The organism is Pokkaliibacter sp. CJK22405, assembly GCF_046614695.1.
Lineage (GTDB): Bacteria > Pseudomonadota > Gammaproteobacteria > Pseudomonadales > Balneatricaceae > Pokkaliibacter.
In genome coordinates, this window is record NZ_JBKKHQ010000011.1 from 26,338 (window position 1) to 45,900 (window position 19,563).

The 19,563-nt window shown below is 50.1% G+C and carries 20 protein-coding genes and 2 tRNA genes; 11 read left to right on the forward strand and 11 right to left on the reverse strand.

Translation table 11 applies throughout. From position 1 onward, the window contains the following. The first annotated feature begins 30 nt into the window (after positions 1-30). From nth to ACKC9G_RS07140, 5 genes are all read left to right on the forward strand, one after another. Entirely contained in the window at positions 31-666 is a 636-nt protein-coding gene (nth, locus tag ACKC9G_RS07120) for an endonuclease III (protein WP_411404248.1), read from the forward strand. 79 nt (positions 667-745) lie between these two features. After that, positions 746-3,187, forward strand: a complete 2,442-nt coding sequence (locus ACKC9G_RS07125; RefSeq protein ID WP_411404249.1) for a YdbH domain-containing protein — start codon at positions 746-748, stop codon at positions 3,185-3,187. Positions 3,188-3,237: 50 nt separating this feature from the next. Next, positions 3,238-3,426 (forward strand): YnbE family lipoprotein, encoded by a 189-nt coding sequence (locus ACKC9G_RS07130; RefSeq protein WP_411404250.1) that lies wholly within the window; start codon positions 3,238-3,240, stop codon positions 3,424-3,426. 15 nt (positions 3,427-3,441) lie between these two features. Beyond that, the gene (locus ACKC9G_RS07135; protein WP_411404251.1) at positions 3,442-3,771 is read left to right on the forward strand and encodes a YdbL family protein; all 330 of its coding nucleotides are present in this window, start codon (positions 3,442-3,444) and stop codon (positions 3,769-3,771) included. Positions 3,772-3,811: 40 nt separating this feature from the next. Continuing rightward, a complete protein-coding gene (locus ACKC9G_RS07140) occupies positions 3,812-5,023 on the forward strand; it encodes an MFS transporter (protein ID WP_411404252.1) in 1,212 nt (403 codons plus the stop codon). A gap of 88 nt (positions 5,024-5,111) precedes the next feature. Here ACKC9G_RS07140 and gloA read toward each other — a convergent pair whose 3' ends face one another. Together gloA and ACKC9G_RS07150 are read right to left on the reverse strand one after the other, a co-directional pair. Next, positions 5,112-5,519, reverse strand: coding sequence for a lactoylglutathione lyase (gene gloA / locus ACKC9G_RS07145; protein WP_411404253.1), 408 nt, complete (start codon positions 5,517-5,519; stop codon positions 5,112-5,114). Between the two features lie 76 nt (positions 5,520-5,595). After that, a complete protein-coding gene (locus ACKC9G_RS07150) occupies positions 5,596-6,534 on the reverse strand; it encodes a flagellar protein MotY (RefSeq protein WP_411404254.1) in 939 nt (312 codons plus the stop codon). 190 nt (positions 6,535-6,724) lie between these two features. On the opposite strand from ACKC9G_RS07150, the gene rnt reads away from it, so the two are divergent. Further along, positions 6,725-7,333, forward strand: coding sequence for a ribonuclease T (rnt, locus tag ACKC9G_RS07155; protein ID WP_411404265.1), 609 nt, complete (start codon positions 6,725-6,727; stop codon positions 7,331-7,333). 94 nt (positions 7,334-7,427) lie between these two features. Here rnt and ACKC9G_RS07160 read toward each other — a convergent pair whose 3' ends face one another. Continuing rightward, a complete protein-coding gene (locus ACKC9G_RS07160) occupies positions 7,428-8,030 on the reverse strand; it encodes a peroxiredoxin (RefSeq protein ID WP_411404255.1) in 603 nt (200 codons plus the stop codon). Between the two features lie 86 nt (positions 8,031-8,116). Continuing rightward, positions 8,117-8,443: a Grx4 family monothiol glutaredoxin gene (grxD, locus tag ACKC9G_RS07165; protein ID WP_411404256.1), complete on the reverse strand. Its 327-nt coding sequence runs from the start codon at positions 8,441-8,443 to the stop codon at positions 8,117-8,119. 376 nt (positions 8,444-8,819) lie between these two features. Here grxD and argF point away from each other — a divergent pair, with 376 nt between their 5' ends. Then, the gene (gene argF / locus ACKC9G_RS07170) at positions 8,820-9,722 is read left to right on the forward strand and encodes an ornithine carbamoyltransferase (protein WP_411404257.1); all 903 of its coding nucleotides are present in this window, start codon (positions 8,820-8,822) and stop codon (positions 9,720-9,722) included. 136 nt (positions 9,723-9,858) lie between these two features. Further along, a complete protein-coding gene (locus tag ACKC9G_RS07175; RefSeq protein WP_411404258.1) occupies positions 9,859-10,785 on the forward strand; it encodes a LysR family transcriptional regulator in 927 nt (308 codons plus the stop codon). A 40-nt stretch (positions 10,786-10,825) separates the two neighbouring features. On the opposite strand, the gene ACKC9G_RS07180 is transcribed toward ACKC9G_RS07175, so the two are convergent. Next, complete coding sequence (locus ACKC9G_RS07180) at positions 10,826-11,428, reverse strand: hypothetical protein (RefSeq protein WP_411404267.1); 603 nt, start codon at positions 11,426-11,428, stop codon at positions 10,826-10,828. Continuing rightward, the gene (locus ACKC9G_RS07185; protein WP_411404259.1) at positions 11,358-12,089 is read right to left on the reverse strand and encodes a response regulator; all 732 of its coding nucleotides are present in this window, start codon (positions 12,087-12,089) and stop codon (positions 11,358-11,360) included. Before ACKC9G_RS07185 ends, ACKC9G_RS07180 begins: the two co-directional genes overlap by 71 nt. Before the next feature lie 370 nt (positions 12,090-12,459). Between ACKC9G_RS07185 and ACKC9G_RS07190 the strand changes: the two genes are divergently transcribed. After that, the gene (locus tag ACKC9G_RS07190; protein ID WP_411404260.1) at positions 12,460-13,809 is read left to right on the forward strand and encodes a class II 3-deoxy-7-phosphoheptulonate synthase; all 1,350 of its coding nucleotides are present in this window, start codon (positions 12,460-12,462) and stop codon (positions 13,807-13,809) included. A 77-nt stretch (positions 13,810-13,886) separates the two neighbouring features. Here the strand turns inward: ACKC9G_RS07190 and ACKC9G_RS07195 are convergent, their stop codons facing one another. The 4 genes from ACKC9G_RS07195 to nrdA all read right to left on the reverse strand — a co-directional run bounded on the left by ACKC9G_RS07195 (position 13,887) and on the right by nrdA (position 18,094). Beyond that, positions 13,887-14,288 carry a hypothetical protein gene (locus tag ACKC9G_RS07195; protein ID WP_411404261.1) on the reverse strand — a complete coding sequence of 134 codons (402 nt, stop codon included), beginning with the start codon at positions 14,286-14,288 and terminating at the stop codon, positions 13,887-13,889. 21 nt (positions 14,289-14,309) lie between these two features. Then, complete coding sequence (yfaE, locus tag ACKC9G_RS07200; protein WP_411404262.1) at positions 14,310-14,600, reverse strand: class I ribonucleotide reductase maintenance protein YfaE; 291 nt, start codon at positions 14,598-14,600, stop codon at positions 14,310-14,312. Positions 14,601-14,603: 3 nt separating this feature from the next. Next, positions 14,604-15,734: a class Ia ribonucleoside-diphosphate reductase subunit beta gene (gene nrdB / locus ACKC9G_RS07205; protein ID WP_411404263.1), complete on the reverse strand. Its 1,131-nt coding sequence runs from the start codon at positions 15,732-15,734 to the stop codon at positions 14,604-14,606. 95 nt (positions 15,735-15,829) lie between these two features. Beyond that, entirely contained in the window at positions 15,830-18,094 is a 2,265-nt protein-coding gene (gene nrdA / locus ACKC9G_RS07210; RefSeq protein ID WP_411404266.1) for a class 1a ribonucleoside-diphosphate reductase subunit alpha, read from the reverse strand. A 413-nt stretch (positions 18,095-18,507) separates the two neighbouring features. On the opposite strand from nrdA, the gene ACKC9G_RS07215 reads away from it, so the two are divergent. Beyond that, a tRNA-Tyr gene (locus ACKC9G_RS07215) sits at positions 18,508-18,591 on the forward strand. Between the two features lie 37 nt (positions 18,592-18,628). Beyond that, a tRNA-Tyr gene (locus ACKC9G_RS07220) sits at positions 18,629-18,712 on the forward strand. Between the two features lie 101 nt (positions 18,713-18,813). On the opposite strand, the gene ACKC9G_RS07225 is transcribed toward ACKC9G_RS07220, so the two are convergent. After that, complete coding sequence (locus tag ACKC9G_RS07225; protein WP_411404264.1) at positions 18,814-19,356, reverse strand: GNAT family N-acetyltransferase; 543 nt, start codon at positions 19,354-19,356, stop codon at positions 18,814-18,816. Between the last annotated feature and the right edge of the window lie 207 nt (positions 19,357-19,563).

Below are 19,563 nucleotides of genomic sequence, written 5' to 3' on the forward strand. Positions count from 1 at the left end.
ATTTACAGGTATCAGTACAGGAAGGTCGGGGTGAACAACCAGAAACGTCAGATTATTTTTGAACGCCTTCGCGCGGAAAACCCCGAACCGAAAACAGAACTGAACTACACCACACCCTTTGAACTGCTGATTGCAGTAGTGCTCTCAGCGCAAGCGACGGACAAAGGGGTTAACAAGGCCACAGATAAGCTCTATCCCGTGGCCAACACCCCCGAAGCCATTCTGGCTCTTGGGCTTGAGGGTCTGAAGCAGTACATCAAGACTATCGGGCTCTACAACAGCAAAGCTGAAAACGTCATCAAAGCCTGCCGGATACTGGTCGACAAGCACGGTGGCGAAGTTCCGCAGGACCGAGAATCCCTCGAAGCACTCCCAGGCGTAGGCAGAAAGACCGCCAATGTCGTGCTGAATACCGCCTTTGGTCAGCCCACCATCGCTGTCGATACCCATATCTTCCGTGTCTCTAACCGAACAGGCATTGCACCGGGTAAAGATGTGGTAGAGGTGGAGAAAAAACTGCTGCGCATGGTGCCGAAAGAATTTCGACTGGATGCCCATCATTGGCTTATTCTTCATGGACGTTACATCTGTGTTGCCCGCAAGCCTCGGTGTGGCGCCTGCATTATTAGCGACCTCTGTGATTTCAAGGAAAAAACCGAAATCTGACGGGCTTCTCAGGCGCTTCATCATCCAGGACGTTGCAGGCATAATCGCAGGAAGTCTATTGCTCGACAGGGAGAGCTGAATGCAACGTTTAGGGTATGCAGCACTGGGTCTGATCTTTGTCCTTCTTGGTCTGTACCTGACACTGCCTACAACGCTGCCACCTTTACTTGATGCCTGGTTACAGCGGGCCATGCCGGGCTGGGAAATCAAAGGCATCAAGGTCAACCATCCTGACCTTCAGCACTGGTATCTTGACTATCTGGTGCTAGAGAATGGCGAAACGCGCCTGACCCTCAATGAAGTCGGCATCACCTACGCTCCGCCTACCCTGGCGCAGGGCTATGTGGAAGATGTGCACGTAGGCTCTTTGCAAGTCGAGTCCCTCAGTGACACTTCGGATAGTACCACCACGCTGGTTCCTCCCATTGCTCCCCGCGACTGGCTCAGCCAGCTACCAACCAATCACCTGCGCATCGATACGCTGGATGTCACTAATGACAAAGCCAGGCTGCAGGGAAAACTGAACCTGGATGCTGGTATTGGCGGTACTTTTGAAGGAGATATCAACCTCTCCAGCATGGAAGCGCCGCTGCATTTGGGTCTGACGCTGATTGATGGCGATAACGCAGAAGTGCAACTGACGGACCCTCAGCAGATCGGGAACAACGCCAACCTGGCACTGCACTGGCAGCCGGGTGATTCTGGTCAGCAACTCATCATCGATACCACCCTCAAGCTGCATTGGGTGATGCCTGAGCTGAATCCCGAGCCAATGGATGGGCAGTTGAATGCACAACTCACACTGACACCGAATAATCTGGCTATCGTCTTTGCGTCCCCATCGTCTCTCGAGTGGCCATTTGATACGTCTTCACTGGGCCTGGAGCTGCCTCCTCGCACCTATCTGAATGCCCAGATTAGCCCTAATACCGAGATTCAGTGGCAGCCAGGTCAGCCTTATCCGCGCCTCAATGGTGACATCAATGTCCAGGCACAACTCCCTAATCAGCAGGACACTCAATTCATTGCCAGTATTGATGAAGTCAGCGAGAAAGGGCTGGGCGGCACTCTGCTGGCATCCTTTCCCCAGTGGCAGCTTGGTTCCACCTGGCTTCAGGGAGTAAGAGCCGCTATTCCCTGGCAACTGAAAAGCACGCCCGATGGCTACCTGCTAAGCCTTGAGGACAGCGGCCAACTGAGTATGGACAAACTCTCCAGCGGGGCAATTACCAGCCAGGCCAGCAAGCTGAGCTGGTCTGAACCTCTTCAACTGCAATGGGGCCCCGGACAAAGTTTATCGATGGTTCCGGCGACACTGACTCTTGCCAACCAAGGCATTCATCTTGGCCAGATCGGCGTTGCAGAACACCACTGGCCATTGCGTCTGCGTCAGTTACGCTGGCAGCCTGACACTCCACTTTCACTCAACCTGACACTGCCTGACCAAAGCGTGCCGCTTACCCTGAAAGGAGGCACGACGCTGTCGACGACGCTTTCCGCTGACTACCTGAGCGTTAATGATCAGCAGTCCTATCACCTGAATCTGGCAACAGCGCAATCAACCGCTTCAGCTGCTGGCACTATCAATGGCAGTAGTCATCAAGGTAAATTGCGTGCGGATCTGGAGCTTAATGAGCTGAAGCCACTCCTTGGTCGCGCAGAACTTCATCAGCTCAATGGGCAGCTGAGCTGGGTCGGCGATTACAGCTTCGCCCCTGATCTTGCGCTGAATGGCCGAGGTCAGATCAAGTCATCCGGTGAATGGTCAGGATACCCCGCCTGGCAAGGCCTGACGGCTAACTACACTTATAAGGGCAATGTTGATGCAGGCACCCTGGGCTTTAATGCCCGCCTGCCCGCTTATGATCTGCTGGCGACCAGCAATGTGTATGCTCAGGGCAGCCTTAGCCTGCAACCTGAGCGCTATCATGTCGTGATTGAACAGCTAAGCGCTGATCTACTGCACGGTAGCGCGCGCCTGAATCCCATGGAGTTTGACTGGCCTGGCAGCATTACGGGAGAGCTGAACCTTAACCAGCTTTCCTTGCAGGCCATGCTGGCGACGCACCCTTCTTCGCCCGTTCAGGGAAGTGGCAGAGTAACGGGGCTTCTGCCGTTTCGTTACACCCCCGGCACAGGTCTTGCCATAAAGGCAGGAAATCTCAGTAGCACAGGCGACGGTGGCCAACTGAGTTATCAGGGTGAACTGGGTTTCGAGAAGCTGCAGCAAACCTATCCGCAGCTGGGATCGGTATCGACACTCTTGAAAGACTTCCGTTATGACAGCATGGATGCCAGCGTTGATTATCAACCGGATGGATCGTTAGTGCTGGGAACGCATCTTTCTGGAAGAAATCCTGATTTTGAAGATGGCCGGCTAGTGAACTTTAATATCAACATTGAAGAGAACCTTCTGCAGCTCTTACGATCTCTGCAGATGACAGGCAAACTGGATACCGTCCTGGGGGATCGCATTCGGGAGTCTCTGGGTGAATCCCCCCCCCCCTCCGCCAGCCAATGATGTTGCCAACTCACTTAGGCGCCCAGGATATAACTGACACAAGGATTGCCATGATGATCAGATTAGCTTTGCCATGTTTGCTACTACTTGCATTAACGGGCTGTAGCCCAAGTGTGCGAGTAGAGGCTCCGGAGAAGCCAATTACCATAAACCTTAACGTCAAGATCGAGCATGAAGTACTGGTTAAGCTGGATCGACAAATTGATACCCTGCTGGATCAGAACAGCGATCTGTTCTAAGGATGTGTGATGACGATGAAACGATTTTCTTTACTGGTAAGCGTTCTGGCCGGCCTGATGTTTTCTGCCATGGTCTGGGCTCTGGATATTGATAGCGCCAAATCTCAGGGGCTGGTCGGTGAAAGCAATCGCGGCTACCTTGTTGCCATGGTAAAAGGCAATAACGCGGTAGACTCACTGGTCAATGACATCAATGAAAAGCGCCGCCAGGTCTATCAGCGCAATGCTTCCGCAGCAGGCGTCACGCTGGATGTGATGGAAGTTCGCATTGGGCAGCGTCTCTACGATAAGGCCTCGGGTGGCGAGTATGTGCAAAATGCCAATGGTCAGTGGATCAAGAAATAACTCTTTCTGACGCGCACCTCTCGCCTGACAAGGACTTCTCATGAGTCGGCCCACTATCGTTACCCTGGTTATTTTCTGCGCGTACTTTATGTTGGGCCATGTCAGCCTGGTGTGGGGAGTGATCCTCCCCGCCATGTCGACAGAGCTGGCCATGAGCAAGGTATTTTCGGGCACCTTCTTCATGGTTTTCTCACTGGGAATGGTGGGTGGTGCTTTTCTCGGCGGAAAGTACATCACCCGCTTTCCGTTTCTGAGACTCTTCTCTGTACTTTCACTTATTTTGACCCTGCTTTTGAGCCTTATCTCAGTCGTCAATTCGGCGAACTGGTTATTGCTGGGTGGAGCACTGGCTGGCGTGTTTTCCTCCGTGATGTTTACCATCGGTCATACGCTGGTTGCGGCACTTCATGCCAAAAGGCGCGTTACGATGATGGGGCTGGGAGACTTCACCTTCAGTTTTGGCACCATGGTCGTTCCCGGACTCATAACCCTACTCTATGGACTGGACCTCGACTGGCGCTGGTCACTGCGAGTGATTGCCACCTTTCTCATTCTCCTGGCAATTGCCTCCTGGTGGGCGCAACAGTTCCTGCCAGACACGCTCATGGAAGGCAGTGGTGAGAGTGACGGTCAGCAAGGTGGTTTTATTGCTCTGCTTAAAATCCCACTCTTTCTTGCCATGGCAATGGCGATGCTTGGTTATGGAGCAATCGAGTGGGGTAACGGCAATTGGTTTGTGAGTTATGCCCAGGACGGACTGGGTTTTGATGGTGATACAGCTCGGCAGGCCTTTATGTATTTTACCGGCGGTATGGTGATAAGCCGACTAGGCTTCATCATCCTGTTACGTTGGGTCAATATCCGTCTGTTAATGACGTTGATGGCAATTCTGTGCGGCGTGGGTGGTTTTATGCTCAAGTTTTCCCAAAGCATCCACGGACTTGAGCTGGGTAATGGTTTATTAGGCCTGGGTCTTGGCGGACTGTTTCCCATGCTCCTGTCACAGGCGATGGGCGAAGCCCAGCACAAAGGTCCACTGCTCTCCGGGACCGCAGTCATTTCGGTTTCCTTCGGAGCTCAGGCTTTCTCCTTTCTTACCGGCTGGCTGGCACAGATGATTGGACTGGATAACGCTTTCTGGACCATGCCCGTTGGCGCCTTATGGCTGTGTGCAGCTGTCCTGACCTTCTGCTGGTTACTGGCACGCGCACGTCGTCAGCCCGAACCACTCATTAGCCCGACAGAAACCTGAAGACGTGATAACCACGCTCAAAATATCCAGGGATAAAAAAAGCCGCTCTTAAGAGCGGCTTTTTATTCAACTGCCTATGGCCAGGTGCTTAATTACCGAGGCCGCTACCAACACCCTTTTTCTCGATCAGCTCGATTTTGTAGCCATCGGGATCTTCAACAAAGGCAATCACTGTAGAGCCACCTTTTACAGGACCAGGCTCACGAGTCACTTTGCCACCCTGCTGTTTGATCTGCTCACAGGTGCCGTAAATATCGTCAGCCTCGATCGCAATGTGACCATAGGCGTTGCCAAGATCATAGGAGTCCACACCCCAGTTATAGGTCAACTCAATCACCGCGGTTTCGCTTTCGGGACCATAACCAAGAAAAGCCAGGGTGTATTTGTACTCGGCATTCTCTGACTCACGGATCAGATGCATACCCAGTACATTGGTGTAGAAGTCGATTGAGCGCTGCAGATTACCAACTCGCAGCATCGTATGCAGAATGCGCATCCTTGTTTCCTGTGTTGTCGATAGGGTTAACGATCCAACATAGGTAGGGGCACACCCGAAGAATTACAAGACAGTTTTATTGGGTCTGCGTCGCATCTTCCTCAGGAAACTCGCCATTACTGGAGTTGGCTTCCCGATCAAGACGAATCGTCACACGACGGTTACGGGCACGATGATCTGCAGTTTTATTATCCACGACCGGATAACGTTCGCCGTGGAATCGGGTAATTACCATACTTTCGGGAATCCCCTTCTTGACCAGATAGTCGCTCACGGCCTGAGCACGTTTTTTGGAGAGATCACGGTTCAGTAATCGGCGCCCTTGTGCATCAGCATGACCATCCACGTAAATCGACAGCACCGACTTATCGACGCTGATATAACGAGCAATCATGTCCAGACGATCTTTAGCATCATCCGACATATCCGTACCATCGGAGTTAAACAAAATGGCGGTACGTGCAATCTGACGGAAATTGACAGGGAGCAAACCTGCAATACAGGTTTGGTAGCGATTATAGGCATCCTGGAAATTGACCGAGGATACCTGTACACGCAAACTGTCCTGACTCTGGGAGAAAGAACGGGCATTGAAGGTCGGAAACTTACCCTGATGCAAAGATGCCAACATAATGCTGGCCTCTTTCGAATCTACTTTGACCCGCTTCTTACCTTCATCCAGGTTAACTAGTCCAATGCGGGTATTGCTAAATCCTGGTAGCCAGGCTGGCGACTCGGCCTGCAACACAGCCTGACCACTAAGCAATTCACGCTGGCTGGCCTCCAGATAGAAAAGCACTGACTCACCGGCTTCGCGCTCAAAGGTTGCGGTACCGAACGCAGGAATAGTCTGACTGAGTTTACAGGTAAAGGGAGAGGCTTCTAAATTCCAGGCCGTATTTTCCAGACCTGCAGAGAAAGTAACAGCGTGGCTCTGACTGGCGAAAAACGCCAACCCAAGCAGTAAGCATGAGCGTTTAGCCCACATTGCCGGATTGTTCGTCAGAGTTTTCATGCTTAAAACCACCTCACCTGGGCTTATTCTCATCAGCCAGCGTTGCTGCTGCCATTTAGTTATCGGCGACCTGATAAAAAACTTAACCAACGGTGTCGCTATTTGTTTGACTATCGGGGACTTGCTAGAATGCCTTCGCGCGCAATTGTTTCTAAGAAAAGGTACTAATGTGACCACTCCTGATGCTTTGATGGCAAACCGTTTCCGCGGCTATCTGCCTGTCGTTATTGATGTAGAGACCGCAGGCTTCAACCACAACACGGATGCGTTGCTAGAAATCTCAGCAGTAGTCATCGGCATGGACGAACAAGGCTGGCTCTATCCGATGGAAGCCGTCGAGTGCCACGTTAATCCTTTCGAAGGCGCTAACCTTGAACAAAGCGCCCTGGAGTTTACGGGAATCAACCCGAATGATCCTGATCGTATCGCAATGGCGATCAATGAGGTCGAAGCGCTGGACAGCATTTTTAAGCCCGTACGTAAGTCGATCAAGTCCTATGGCTGCAAAAGAGCTATTCTTGTCGGACATAATGCTTCTTTCGACCTGAATTTCCTGAATGCAGCCGTGGCTCGCTGCGATCACAAGCGTAACCCTTTCCATCCTTTCTCGAGTTTTGATACAGCAACGCTGGCAGGCCTTGCCTATGGTCAGACCGTTCTGGCCAAAGCCTGTGAAGCTGCATCAATTGATTTTGATGGGCGCGCCGCCCACAGTGCCCGCTACGACGCTGAAAAAACTGCCGAGCTTTTCTGCAGCATTGTGAATCAGTGGCGAACACTGGGTGGCTGGAATCTTTAAATAAAGTCTCGCTGAGAACAGAGCCCGCTCAGAACATCCTACAAAAACAAAAAAGCCCGGTATTAACCGGGCTTTTTTCGTCTTACGCCGAGAATTAAAGCTTGTCAGCGTTACCAGACAGGTAGCTTGCCACGCCTTCAGGGCTGGCCTGCATGCCTGCATCACCTTTCTTCCAGTTAGCTGGGCATACTTCGCCATGCTCTTCGTGGAACTGCAGAGCGTCAACCAGACGCAGCAGCTCTTCCATGTTGCGACCCAGAGGCAGGTCGTTAACGATCTGGGAGCGAACAACACCGTCCTTGTCGATCAGGAACGCACCACGGAAAGCAACACCATCAGCAGCTTCAACGTCGTAGGCACGGCAGATTTCGTGCTTGGTGTCAGCAACCAGCGTGTATTTCACCTGGCCAATGCCGCCTTTGTCGACGGGAGTATTACGCCATGCATTATGGGTAAACTGTGAATCGATAGAAACACCGATGACTTCAACACCACGCTCTGCAAACGCATCAGTACGATGGTCCAGTGCGATCAGCTCGGAAGGGCAAACGAAGGTGAAGTCCAGTGGATAGAAAAATACCAGACCATACTTACCTTTGATCGTTTCTTTCAGATTGAAAGTATCAACGATCTGACCATCACCCAGTACCGCTGCTGCAGTAAAGTCAGGGGCTTGTTTTCCAACGAGTACGCTCATGGTTCCGTTTCTCCATTACATGACAATACCCAGCAGTTCCAAACCACTGGGGGCAACAAATCCGGCGCCCTTAAGCACCGGTATCATCAAGCTTCTTTGGTCGCTGCAGCGCCGTCGAGCAGGCCCTGAAGCTCACCGCTCTGGGCCATTTCAGTCACGATATCACAACCACCAACCAGCTCACCTTTCACCCACAGTTGGGGGAAAGTCGGCCAGTTCGCGTATTTTGGCAGTTCAGAGCGAATTTCCGGATGCTCCAGAATATTCACGTAAGCGAATTTATGTCCGCAAGACATAACCGCTTCAACAGTGCGTGATGAGAAGCCGCACTGTGGGAACTGTGGCGTGCCTTTCATATAGAGAAGGATATCGTTCTCAGAAATCTGGTTTTTGATTGCCTCAATAACTTCCATGGTGACTACTCACTGCAAAATTGTGTGGGCGAAGTATAACAAGGCCGCTTTGCCTCGTCAGGCTTCATAAAATCTGTTTGTGGTGACGAATATCGGGGCGGGTAAGCGCTTTTCCAAGCATCCCTCTGCATGAGATCAATCTTAAGACTCATAACCTATTGATTAATCATGGAAGGCATGAGAAAACTACTCTTTCGGTTTTTTCACACCTCAGTGAAAAATGCTGAAACACGGGCAGTTTAACGCTTAAAAAGCTGCTTACAGGTTAAGACATGCCACTCCCGGCATGAATACACATCACTTACCGACATGAAGATACTGCCTTAATACTCAGGCGGACACCTGATTGGCCGTATACGGACTGTAAAGAGATATCATGAACATTCGCCATTTTCTGACCCTCAAGGATCTTTCTCCCCAAGAGCTGAAACAGCTTATCGCCCGTGCACAAGAACTCAAAGCCATGCACCGTCGACGAGAGATCTACGAGCCACTCAAAAATCGCGTTCTGGGCATGATTTTCGAAAAATCCTCCACCCGGACACGCGTTTCCTTTGAGGCAGGCATGATCCAGTTTGGTGGCGGTGCGATTTTTCTTTCACCGCGAGATACTCAACTGGGACGCGGCGAGCCTATCGAAGACACCTCACGTGTACTTTCAGGTATGGTCGATGCGGTCATGATCCGTACCTTTGACCATGCCGCTGTGGAGCGCTTTGCCGAGTACTCCTCTATTCCGGTAATCAATGGCCTGACGGATGATCACCATCCCTGCCAGTTGCTGGCAGATATGCAGACTTACGCTGAACTGCGCGGCGATATTCAGGGCAAGATTGCCTGCTGGGTAGGCGATGGTAACAACATGTGCCATTCCTATATTGAAGCAGCTGAGCTGTTGGACTTTACCCTGCACATTGCCTGTCCTGAAGGTTATGAGCCCAGTGCCGAGTTACTGGCTCAGGCTGGCGATCGCGTCAAAGTCTTTTATGATGCCAAGGCAGCCGTTGCTGGCTCACATCTGGTGAGCACTGACGTCTGGGCCTCCATGGGTCAGGAAGAAGAGGCACGACAACGCAAAGCGGCTTTTGCTGCCTTCCAGGTCACCCCTGCCCTGATGGATCTGGCTGATAAAGACGCTCTGTTCCTTCACTGTCTGCCTGCACATCGTGGTGAAGAAATCAGTGAAGACATGATTGATGACCCACGTGCAGATGTCTTCGTTCAGGCCGCTAATCGTCTGCATGCCCAGAAAGCCTTGCTTGAGTTTCTCCTCACCTGATTAGACCCCCACAGGAGGCATCTATTGGTGCCTCCTTTTCTGCTTAGCCTCCACTTCTCTAATTGCATGCTATGCTTTCACAATGACCGGTCTGATTCTTTTGGCCACCATGTCACAGTGAGAAGCAGAGAGTCTTATGATTGAACTTCGCCATCTTCGTACTCTGGTTGCCTTGCGAGAAACCGGCAGTCTCGTAGAAGCGGCCGAACGAGTCCATCTGACCCAGTCCGCTCTGTCACACCAAATCAAAGATCTGGAAGACCGGCTCAACTGTTCACTTTTTATTCGAAAAACCAAGCCTCTTATCTTCACCAGTGCCGGACAGCGCTTGCTAACGCTCGCTGATGAGATTCTGCCAATGGCACGCAATGCCGAGAGAGATATTGCAAGGCTGGCTGGTGGAGAAACGGGGCGCCTTCATATTGCCATTGAATGTCATAGCTGCTTTCAATGGCTAATGCCCACGATCGACCAGTACCGTGACAACTGGCCGGAAGTTGAACTCGACCTTTCCAGTGGTTTTAACTTTAGCCCCCTTCCCGCTCTTACTCGTGGAGAGCTGGATATGGTGATCACTTCAGATCCTGTCACTACTCCAAATCTGGCCTACATTCCGCTTTTTACTTATGAAGCCATGCTGGTGATGGGCAAGCGTCATCTGCTTGCACGCAAGAGCTATATCGAACCTCAGGACCTGGAAGCGGAAACCTTGATTTGCTATCCGGTAGATAAAGACAGGCTTGATATATTTTCGCGCTTTCTGGACCCGGCAGATATTGAACCGGTCGCTGTGCGTCAGGCCGAACTTACACTGATGATGATTCAGCTTGTGGCGAGTGGCCGCGGTGTATGCTCTCTGCCTAACTGGGCGGTGACAGAATATCTTGAAAGGGATTATGTGATCGCGCGCCCTCTTGGCAACAAGGGCCTATGGGCAACACTGTATGCAGCGGTTCGTGAAGAGCAAAAAGATGCTGAATATATTCAGGACTTTGTGCGATCGGCGCAGGAGTTTTCCTTTAAAAATCTGCAAGGCGTCAGGCCGTCCGAGCATGCCAGATGATAGCTTCGACAATGCTCATCGCCCCACATGCAACAGCGAATTAGCGGACAATAAATGTTTGTACTTGGCTGGTAGAAGTGGGTGTATAGAAAAAGCGGATACCTGATCCCTTAAGCTTCCAAAGATAGCTATATTCGCCGTTGAGTCCCTGACTCGACTCATCATAAGGGCCATACCGCTCCTCAATAAGCTTTAATAGACTCTCCTTGGTCGTCACTCCCGGATTGAAGTTATAGAGAATCTCTACCACACGCTCATCTTCATCAAAGATGACACGACAGTTTTCGACATCCGGATAAATCGACTTGATGTCATAAATATCAGCATCGGTGCGCTTATAAAGACGACGTCCACCGGCACGATAGATTGCCTGATAGATAAGATCACGATCTGCATCTGCCAACCGTAAACCAAACGCACGAGCCTCCTGATATGGCAGCACGTCCTGAGTAGAGAGATTAGAGGAAGGATTTGAGCCTGACGAAGCCGCAACAGAATATTTGGCGGGGATAAAAATCAGCACCAGTAACGAAATACCGAGCCATAAGGCTCGGTATGGGAGAAATCTACAATCAGGCATCTTTAACGAAGAGATAGCCACGACTGCGAACAGTTTTGATACGGCGAGGATGGATCGGATCATCACCGATCTTTGGACGAATACGCGAAATACGTACATCAATGGATCGGTCCTGACCGTCATAAGCAATCCCACGAAGAGCAGTAAAGATCTCTTCGCGCGTCAACACACGTCCTGCATTACTGGCAAGCAGCCAAAGTAAATCGAATTCCGCGCTAGTAAGATCAATACTTTCGCCGCTCAACCAAGCTTCGCGCTTACCGTTATCCAGTACCAGATTACCGAACTCATAATAGTTCTGCTCTGACTCAGGCATGCTCAGACCTGTTGCAGGTTTCTCTGGCACGCTATGCGCCCGACGCAACAAAGCCCGGATACGTGCCAGCAGAACGCGAGGACGAACAGGTTTGGTGACATAGTCATCCGCCCCCATCTCCAAGCCAAGCACCTGATCAAGATCATCGTTTCTTGAGGTCATCATCAGAATGGGACCGGTATAAACCGGACGAACCTGACGACATACACTTAATCCGTCCTCACCCGGCAGCATCAGGTCGAGAACAACCAGATCTGGGGATAAGGACTTAATCAGTTCAATCGCATTGGCACCGTTAGACTCAACGGTCACCATGAGGCCATTACTTTCCAGGTATTCTTTCGTCAGCGCCGCTAGACGCTCATCGTCCTCGACGATCAGGATATGACTGGTATCTTGAGTGTCCATTACTTATCCGTGATGCTATTTAATGAGATCGCTACGGAGGCGATGAAAAATATGGCCAAATCAGTACTGCTTTTACAGTGAATACAAAAAGCCGTTAAATCTCAGGTAATTATACCCAATACTGGTATAGACACAAAAAGCCACGTTACAACTTCTTTTTACAGTATTAGTGCTGTGTCACAGAAATGGGTGTTTTGGTCACAATCAGGTGCACAGCAACACCTCTTAGTAAACCTACCAACGCCGCTTCAACACTGCGATGCAGGATGATTAAAGCTTGCACTGCCCGGATGAGTCTGGAAGTATGTTGACACCGTGAGCTTACCGCTCACGTCCCTCCTTGAAGACTATAATTACAGGAATACCATCCATGACCTCCTGGACGCCTGAGAGCTGGCGTAATTTCCCCATTCGCCAGGTACCCACCTATCCTAACCCAGACCAGTTGAAGAGCGTAGAACAGCGCCTTGCCAGTTATCCTCCACTGGTATTTGCAGGCGAGGCTCGCGAGCTTCGTCGCCAGTTTCAGCAGGTCACAGAAGGTAAAGCCTTTTTACTCCAGGGAGGCGATTGCGCTGAAAGCTTTGCCGAGTTTAGCGCAAATAGTATCCGCGATACCTTTAAAGTCATGCTGCAGATGGCAGTAGTACTTACCTTTGCTGGTGGCTGCCCGGTCGTCAAGGTTGGTCGCATGGCTGGCCAATTCGCCAAACCCCGTTCAGCGGATACTGAAACCATCGATGGTATTGAGCTGCCAAGCTACCGTGGCGATATCATCAATAATATCGACTTTACCAGCGAGTCCCGCATTCCAGATCCCGAACGCATGGTACAGGCCTACAATCAGTCTGCCGCCACGCTCAACCTTCTGCGCGCCTTTGCTCAGGGCGGTATGGCGGATCTTCATAAAGTCCATCAGTGGAATCTGGACTTTGTTGAAAAAAGCCCACTGGGTGAGCGTTACCAGAATCTGGCAAGCCGTATTGATGAAACACTGGCGTTCATGGAAGCTTGTGGTATCAACAATGACACCACGCCACAGCTGAAAGAGACCACGCTCTACACCTCCCATGAAGCCTTATTGCTACCCTATGAGCAAGCGCTGACTCGTCAAGATAGTCTTACCGGCCAATGGTATGACTGTGCAGCTCACATGCTCTGGATCGGGGATCGAACCCGTCAGCCAGATGGCGCACATGTTGAATTCCTGCGCGGCGTTCATAACCCAATTGGCATCAAGGCTGGTCCAACAACAGATCCTGAAGACCTGCTGCGCCTGATTGATATTCTGAACCCCACGAACGACCCAGGCCGTCTGAATATCATTGTTCGCATGGGCGCAGGTAAAGTTGAAGAGCATATGCCACGCCTACTGCAGGCCATCAAACGTGAAGGCAAGCATGTACTCTGGTCCAGCGACCCGATGCACGGCAATACGATTAAAGCGAGCTCGGGCTATAAGACCCGCTCTGTAGCCTCTGTACTCTCAGAAGTGAAATCCTTCTTCCAGATACATAAGGCTGAAGGTACTTACGCGGGTGGAGTCCACTTCGAGATGACCGGCCGTAATGTCACTGAGTGCATTGGCGGCGCTTATGAGATCACCGAGGACCAACTGGGTGACCGCTACCACACTCACTGTGATCCGCGCCTGAATGCTGATCAGGTATTAGAGCTGGCATTCCTTATCGCTGACAGCCTTAAAGAAGCAAGGCGTTAATAGCACATCAAACAGGACTGGTACTTAACAAAAAGCCCCGAAGTTCGGGGCTTTTTTTTGGTCTTCACTCAGAGCATTCAGTTTTTTTGTCTCGCGGGCTGCTCCGTCAGCCGCCTTGCCAGCGCAGAGCTGACTTGCTTCCACGTGAGTTCGTCAGACGCCTTGACGATCACATGCTCACCACTCATCAGCACAACATCCACTCGTAAACTCTGATGATTATCGTGATTTAACTGACGATAGAGTGGCTCAAAATAGGCAATATCCTGATAGAGAATTTTACGCACATCGGAGGCTGTAATTAAAAACATCATCCGTTTTTCGTCATCCAACCCCAGAGAAGGCGAGGTCAAAAAACGCTCGTTTAAATTCATCCCAGCACTTTCCAGCGAATTCAGCTGCTTTTTCACCATGACGTGATAAGTCAAACCGGCGGCGAAAATTACTACGAAGAAGAGGAGGAAAAACTTCTTATCCATGACAACCCACACCCGCAGACACTACTCCTCAGGGAGGATTATCGACACATCACTCTGTGGAGTGCAGCAGCAACACAGGATTTCATCATCGGCCAATGGCACCAGACTTTCCTGATGCCAATTGACCAGCCCTTTTTCAAGCCTCACCCGACAACAGCCACAATACCCGCCACGACAGCTATGCAGCACAGGCACATCCTGCGCTTCGAGCGCCTCAAGCAAAGAATACTCATGACCTTCAAAGATGAATCCTGAGTCATTATTCACTCTGACTTCAACTGCCGTACCCAGTGCATAGGCTGCTCTACCCATGACTTACAGGTCGAAGTCGTCAAAGTCATCACTGTCGATACTGCTATCAATAGCACCGACAAGATAAGAGCTAATTTCAGATTCCTGTGGGGCAACCTGAACATTGTCACTACTCAACCAACTGTTAATCCAGGGCAAAGGATTGGAAGTCACATTAAAGAGTGGCTCAAGACCTAACGCACGCATGCGCACTGTCGTGATGTACTCCACATACTGGCTAAGAATATTGGCATTGAGACCAATCATGGACCCGTCCTTGAACAGATACTTCGCCCACTCTTTTTCCTGCTCTGCCGCCTGGCGGAAAATCTCAACGACTTCGTCTTTGCACTCACGAGCAATCTCAACCATTTCAGGATCATCACTGCCATTCGCCATCATCACCAGCATTTGCTGAGTGCCTGAAAGGTGTAGTGCTTCATCACGGGCAATGAACTTGATGATTTTCGCATTACCTTCCATCAACGCTCGTTCAGCAAAGGCAAAAGAGCAGGCAAAGCTGACATAGAAACGGATGGCTTCAAGGACGTTAACAGAAGCCAGAGTCAGATAAAGCTTCTTCTTCAGACAACGCAGATTGACCTGCTGCAACTGTCCAGCAACTTCGTATTCTCCCTCACCAGACAACATATAGTGACTGCTGCAGGCAATGAAATCGTCATAGTACTCAGTGACAGAAATCGCACGCTTAGTGATTTCCTCGTTCATCAGAATATCGTCAAATACCTTCCCCGGATCCGTCACAACGTTACGGATGATGTGGGTATAGCTTCGGCTGTGGATAGTCTCAGAGAAAGACCAGGTTTCAAGCCAGGTCTCAAGTTCAGGAAGCGAAACCACTGGCAGGAATGCCATGTTTGGTGAACGCCCCTGCACTGAATCAAGCAATGTCTGGTACTTTAGGTTACTCAAAAAGATGTGCTGTTCATGCGGAGGCAGCGACATAAAGTCCCGGCGATCTGTGGTGAGGTCAACCTCTTCAGGACGCCAGAAAAATGACAGCTGCTTTTCGATCAGGCGCTCAAAAATAGGATGTTTCTGCTGATCATAGCGCGCCACATTAACTGTCTCTCCGAAGAACATGGGCTGCTTAAGATGATCATAGATTTTGCGATTAAACGTTGAGTACGCCATAGAAATTTGCATCCGTTAAACAATCAAGAACACCCAGCATGACTGGGTGTTCTGCAACCTTGAGGGACCGGCGCCCTAAGACGCCGTGTCAGAGATTAAAGCTTGCAGGCACCGCCTTCACAGCCGCCGCTTTCACCCTGGTCATCCTTCGCGCCATCACGAGTATTGTGATAATAGAGAGTTTTGACACCGAACTTATAAGCAGTGAGCAGGTCCTTCAGCAACAGCTTCATAGGTACCTTCTCACCTTCAAAGCGAGAGGGGTCATAATTGGTGTTAGAAGAAATCGCCTGATCGACGAATTTCTGCATGATCCCCACCAACTGCAAATAACCATCGTTATTGGGGATTTTCCAAAGTAGCTCGTAATCGTCTTTCAGACGCTCATACTCAGGAACCACCTGCTTAAGAATCCCATCTTTACTAGCCTTCACGCTGACAAACCCACGAGGAGGCTCAATACCGTTGGTAGAGTTGGTAATCTGTGACGAAGTCTCGCAAGGCATAATCGCTGTAAGCGTAGAGTTACGCAGGCCATGCTCAACAATAGACTTTCTGAGGGCATCCCAATCCAGATGCAGCGGCTCATTACAGTAGCTGTCGACATCTTTCTTATAAGTGTCGATCGGCATCAGTCCCTCAGAATAGAAGGTGTCTTCAAAGCCCGGGCACTTACCCTGCTCAATGGCGAGCTTATTAGAGGCTTTCAGCAAATAGAACTGAATCGCTTCAAAGGTACGGTGAGTCAGGCCATTAGCGGAACCGTCAGAGTAACGCACACCATGCTTCGCAAGATAGTAAGCAAAGTTGGTCACACCTACACCCAGCGTACGACGCTTGAATGAGCCAAGCTCCGCTGCAGGCAATGGATAGTCCTGATAGGTCAACAGGCTGTCCAGTGCACGTACAATCAGATCAGCCAGACCTTCCAACTCATCCAGATTGTCCAACGCACCTAAGTTAAAAGCAGACAAAGTACAAAGAGCAATCTCACCTTCAGGATCGCGCACATCATAAAGCGGGTTTGTCGGCAGAGTGATCTCCATACAAAGATTACTCTGGCGTACAGGCGCCTTTTTAGGATTGAAAGCAGAACGCGTATTACAGTGATCAACGTTTTGCAGATAAATACGCCCAGTCTGAGCACGCTCTTGCGCAAACATGCTGAAAAGGTCGACTGCTTTGATCTGCTTCTTACGAATCGACTCGTCTTTCTCGTAGATATCGTACAGACGTTCAAACTCTTCCTGATCGTCAAAGAACGCCTTATATAATCCTGGAACATCAGAAGGGCTGAAAAGTGTAATGCTTTGACCTTTAATCAGGCGCTGATACATCAGGCGGTTAAACTGGAAGGCATGGTCAACATGACGCGCACGGTTCTCTTCAACCCCACGGTTATTTTTCAATACCAGCAGCGATTCGACTTCCAGGTGCCAAATGGGATAGAACACGGTAGCCGCACCACCACGAACACCGCCCTGCGAACAGGATTTAACCGCTGTCTGCATATGCTTGACGAAGGGAATCATGCCGGTGTGATAAGCCTCACCACCACGAATCGGGCTACCCAACGCACGAATGTTACCCATGTTCACGCCAATACCCGCACGCTGACTAACGTACTTGACGATGGCCCCCGCTGTTGCATTGATGGAGTCCAGAGAGTCAGCGCATTCGATTAATACACAGGAGCTGAACTGACGCGTGGGTGTACGAACACCTGCCATGATAGGAGTTGGCAGCGAGAGCTTGAACGTAGAGCATGCGTCGTAGAAGCGCTTAACATATTCAAGGCGCGTATCACGCGGATATTGTGAGAACAAGCAGGCAGCGACCAGCATATAAAGCTGCTGTGGGCTTTCATAGATAGCGCCTGTAACACGATTCTGGTTCAGGTATTTACCCTCCAGCTGTTTCACTGCCGCGTAGCTGAAGTTCATATCACGCCAGTGATCAAGATAACTATTCAGCTGATCAAACTCTTCAGGCGTGTAATCTTCCAGCAGGTGCTCGTCGTATCGACCTGCATCTACCATCGCAGAAACATGCCCAAACAGATGGGGCGGTTCAAACTGGCCAAACGCTTTCTTACGAAGGTGGAAAATAGCAAGACGGGCGGCGAGATACTGATAGTCTGGAGCATCCTCTGAGATCAGGTCGGCAGCAGACTTGATCAAGGTCTCATGGATAGCGTCAGTCCGGATACCATCAAAAAACTGGATATGAGCACGCAGCTCTACCTGAGAAACAGAAACATTGGATAAGTTCTCTGCAGCCCAAGCAATGACACGGTGAATTTTGTCCAGATCGATAGGTTCCTGGCGTCCATCGCGCTTGGTGACCATGATGCCTTGCATGTTCAAGTTGTCTGTCCTCTCTGTAAGTCATCAACCGACTTGTACAGCATATGTTGCTTAGGCCATCTAGTAGCCTGAAGGCGACATGAGCACAAGATGTAGTAGGAGTATAGGAATAAGTCACACAATATAGGAGGGAGCACCACTCACTTCAAGACTTGATTTTTTACTAAAGTCAGCGGCGCAGAACATCATCTTTGGGTAAAGTCCCAGCTGGTGCGGGGTGGCAAGAATACGCAAATCTGCCAACAAGTTTGTAATTTAATGTAAAAACAAAGCACAGTATTGTTTTTTAGCACTATTGGTAATCTAGACAGCACAGATTGTATTTACTGGCGCTTTAAAAATTAAAAAGCTTCGGAAAAGGTTTACAAACCGCCCAGATATCAATAGTATACGCGGCGTCTCGCTGTGGTGGGGTTCCCGAGCGGCCAAAGGGATCAGACTGTAAATCTGACGCGTAAGCTTCGGTGGTTCGAATCCACCCCCCACCACCACTGAGACAAAATGGCTAAAATACTATATTCCCCAGATGGTGGGGTTCCCGAGCGGCCAAAGGGATCAGACTGTAAATCTGACGCGTAAGCTTCGGTGGTTCGAATCCACCCCCCACCACCATCAAAAATACTCTCTTTATATTTCTTGATTAAGTAACTCCATTCAGAAGTCACTGACCAAAAATCATTCAAATATTTAATAACGCAATAACACTGCCCTCGTCACCAATTCGGATTAACAAGCGCAGTTAGTGTGTGATCCTCCCATCGACCATTAATTTCCAGATACGCTCTCGCTTTCCCTTCAATTTCAAAGCCTAGACTCTCAAGCACAGAAGCACTTCGGTTATTTTCCGGCATATAGTTTGCCATAATGCGGTGCATACGATATTCCTCAAACATAATAGGAATAAGAGCATTTAGAGCTTCTTTCATATAGCCCAGCCCCTGCTTTTCCTCATCTATTGCATAACCCAAATGGCAAGCCTGAAAAGCTCCTCTGACAATATTTGAGAAGTTACAAATACCGACTATGCGCACCGACCCTCCCTCATGAAGCGTCCAAGAAAGGCCTGTCCCAGTTTCAACCCTACGCTTGCGTAGTAAGAGCTCCTGTTTCCAAAACAACTCGGTGTAGTAGAAATCGTCCCTCTTGGGCTCCCAAGAACACAGGTGCCTTCTGTTGCGCCAGTAAAAATCCTGTAGAGCAGCAGCCTCTTGCTCTACAGGCAAGCAAAGGCGCAGGCGTTCAGTTAAAACTGCCACTACCCTCTCCTAATAACTTAACCAGGAAAATTCCCAACTCAAAATGCGCGCAGCCAAAGACTAATTAATCTTCACAAATCAGCTTTAAAAATGAAAAAAGGCCCTGCTGTAAACAGCAGGGCCTTTCTTGTTTATGGAGCTCATGAGCAGACTTGAACTGCCGACCTCACCCTTACCAAGGGTGTGCTCTACCAACTGAGCTACATG

Coding starts and splice junctions, on each gene's coding strand:
- ACKC9G_RS07190 (WP_411404260.1), top strand. CDS start 12,460: ATGACCTCCTGGACGCCTGAGAGCTGGCGTAATTTCCCCATTCGCCAG.
- rnt (WP_411404265.1), top strand. CDS start 6,725: ATGGCAAACCGTTTCCGCGGCTATCTGCCTGTCGTTATTGATGTAGAG.
- ACKC9G_RS07130 (WP_411404250.1), top strand. CDS start 3,238: ATGATGATCAGATTAGCTTTGCCATGTTTGCTACTACTTGCATTAACG.
- ACKC9G_RS07175 (WP_411404258.1), top strand. CDS start 9,859: ATGATTGAACTTCGCCATCTTCGTACTCTGGTTGCCTTGCGAGAAACC.
- ACKC9G_RS07135 (WP_411404251.1), top strand. CDS start 3,442: ATGAAACGATTTTCTTTACTGGTAAGCGTTCTGGCCGGCCTGATGTTT.
- ACKC9G_RS07160 (WP_411404255.1), bottom strand. CDS start 8,030: ATGAGCGTACTCGTTGGAAAACAAGCCCCTGACTTTACTGCAGCAGCG.
- ACKC9G_RS07195 (WP_411404261.1), bottom strand. CDS start 14,288: ATGGATAAGAAGTTTTTCCTCCTCTTCTTCGTAGTAATTTTCGCCGCC.
- ACKC9G_RS07140 (WP_411404252.1), top strand. CDS start 3,812: ATGAGTCGGCCCACTATCGTTACCCTGGTTATTTTCTGCGCGTACTTT.
- grxD (WP_411404256.1), bottom strand. CDS start 8,443: ATGGAAGTTATTGAGGCAATCAAAAACCAGATTTCTGAGAACGATATC.
- gloA (WP_411404253.1), bottom strand. CDS start 5,519: ATGCGCATTCTGCATACGATGCTGCGAGTTGGTAATCTGCAGCGCTCA.
- argF (WP_411404257.1), top strand. CDS start 8,820: ATGAACATTCGCCATTTTCTGACCCTCAAGGATCTTTCTCCCCAAGAG.
- ACKC9G_RS07125 (WP_411404249.1), top strand. CDS start 746: ATGCAACGTTTAGGGTATGCAGCACTGGGTCTGATCTTTGTCCTTCTT.
- nrdB (WP_411404263.1), bottom strand. CDS start 15,734: ATGGCGTACTCAACGTTTAATCGCAAAATCTATGATCATCTTAAGCAG.
- ACKC9G_RS07150 (WP_411404254.1), bottom strand. CDS start 6,534: ATGAAAACTCTGACGAACAATCCGGCAATGTGGGCTAAACGCTCATGC.
- ACKC9G_RS07185 (WP_411404259.1), bottom strand. CDS start 12,089: ATGGACACTCAAGATACCAGTCATATCCTGATCGTCGAGGACGATGAG.
- yfaE (WP_411404262.1), bottom strand. CDS start 14,600: ATGGGTAGAGCAGCCTATGCACTGGGTACGGCAGTTGAAGTCAGAGTG.
- ACKC9G_RS07180 (WP_411404267.1), bottom strand. CDS start 11,428: ATGATCCGATCCATCCTCGCCGTATCAAAACTGTTCGCAGTCGTGGCT.
- nrdA (WP_411404266.1), bottom strand. CDS start 18,094: ATGCAAGGCATCATGGTCACCAAGCGCGATGGACGCCAGGAACCTATC.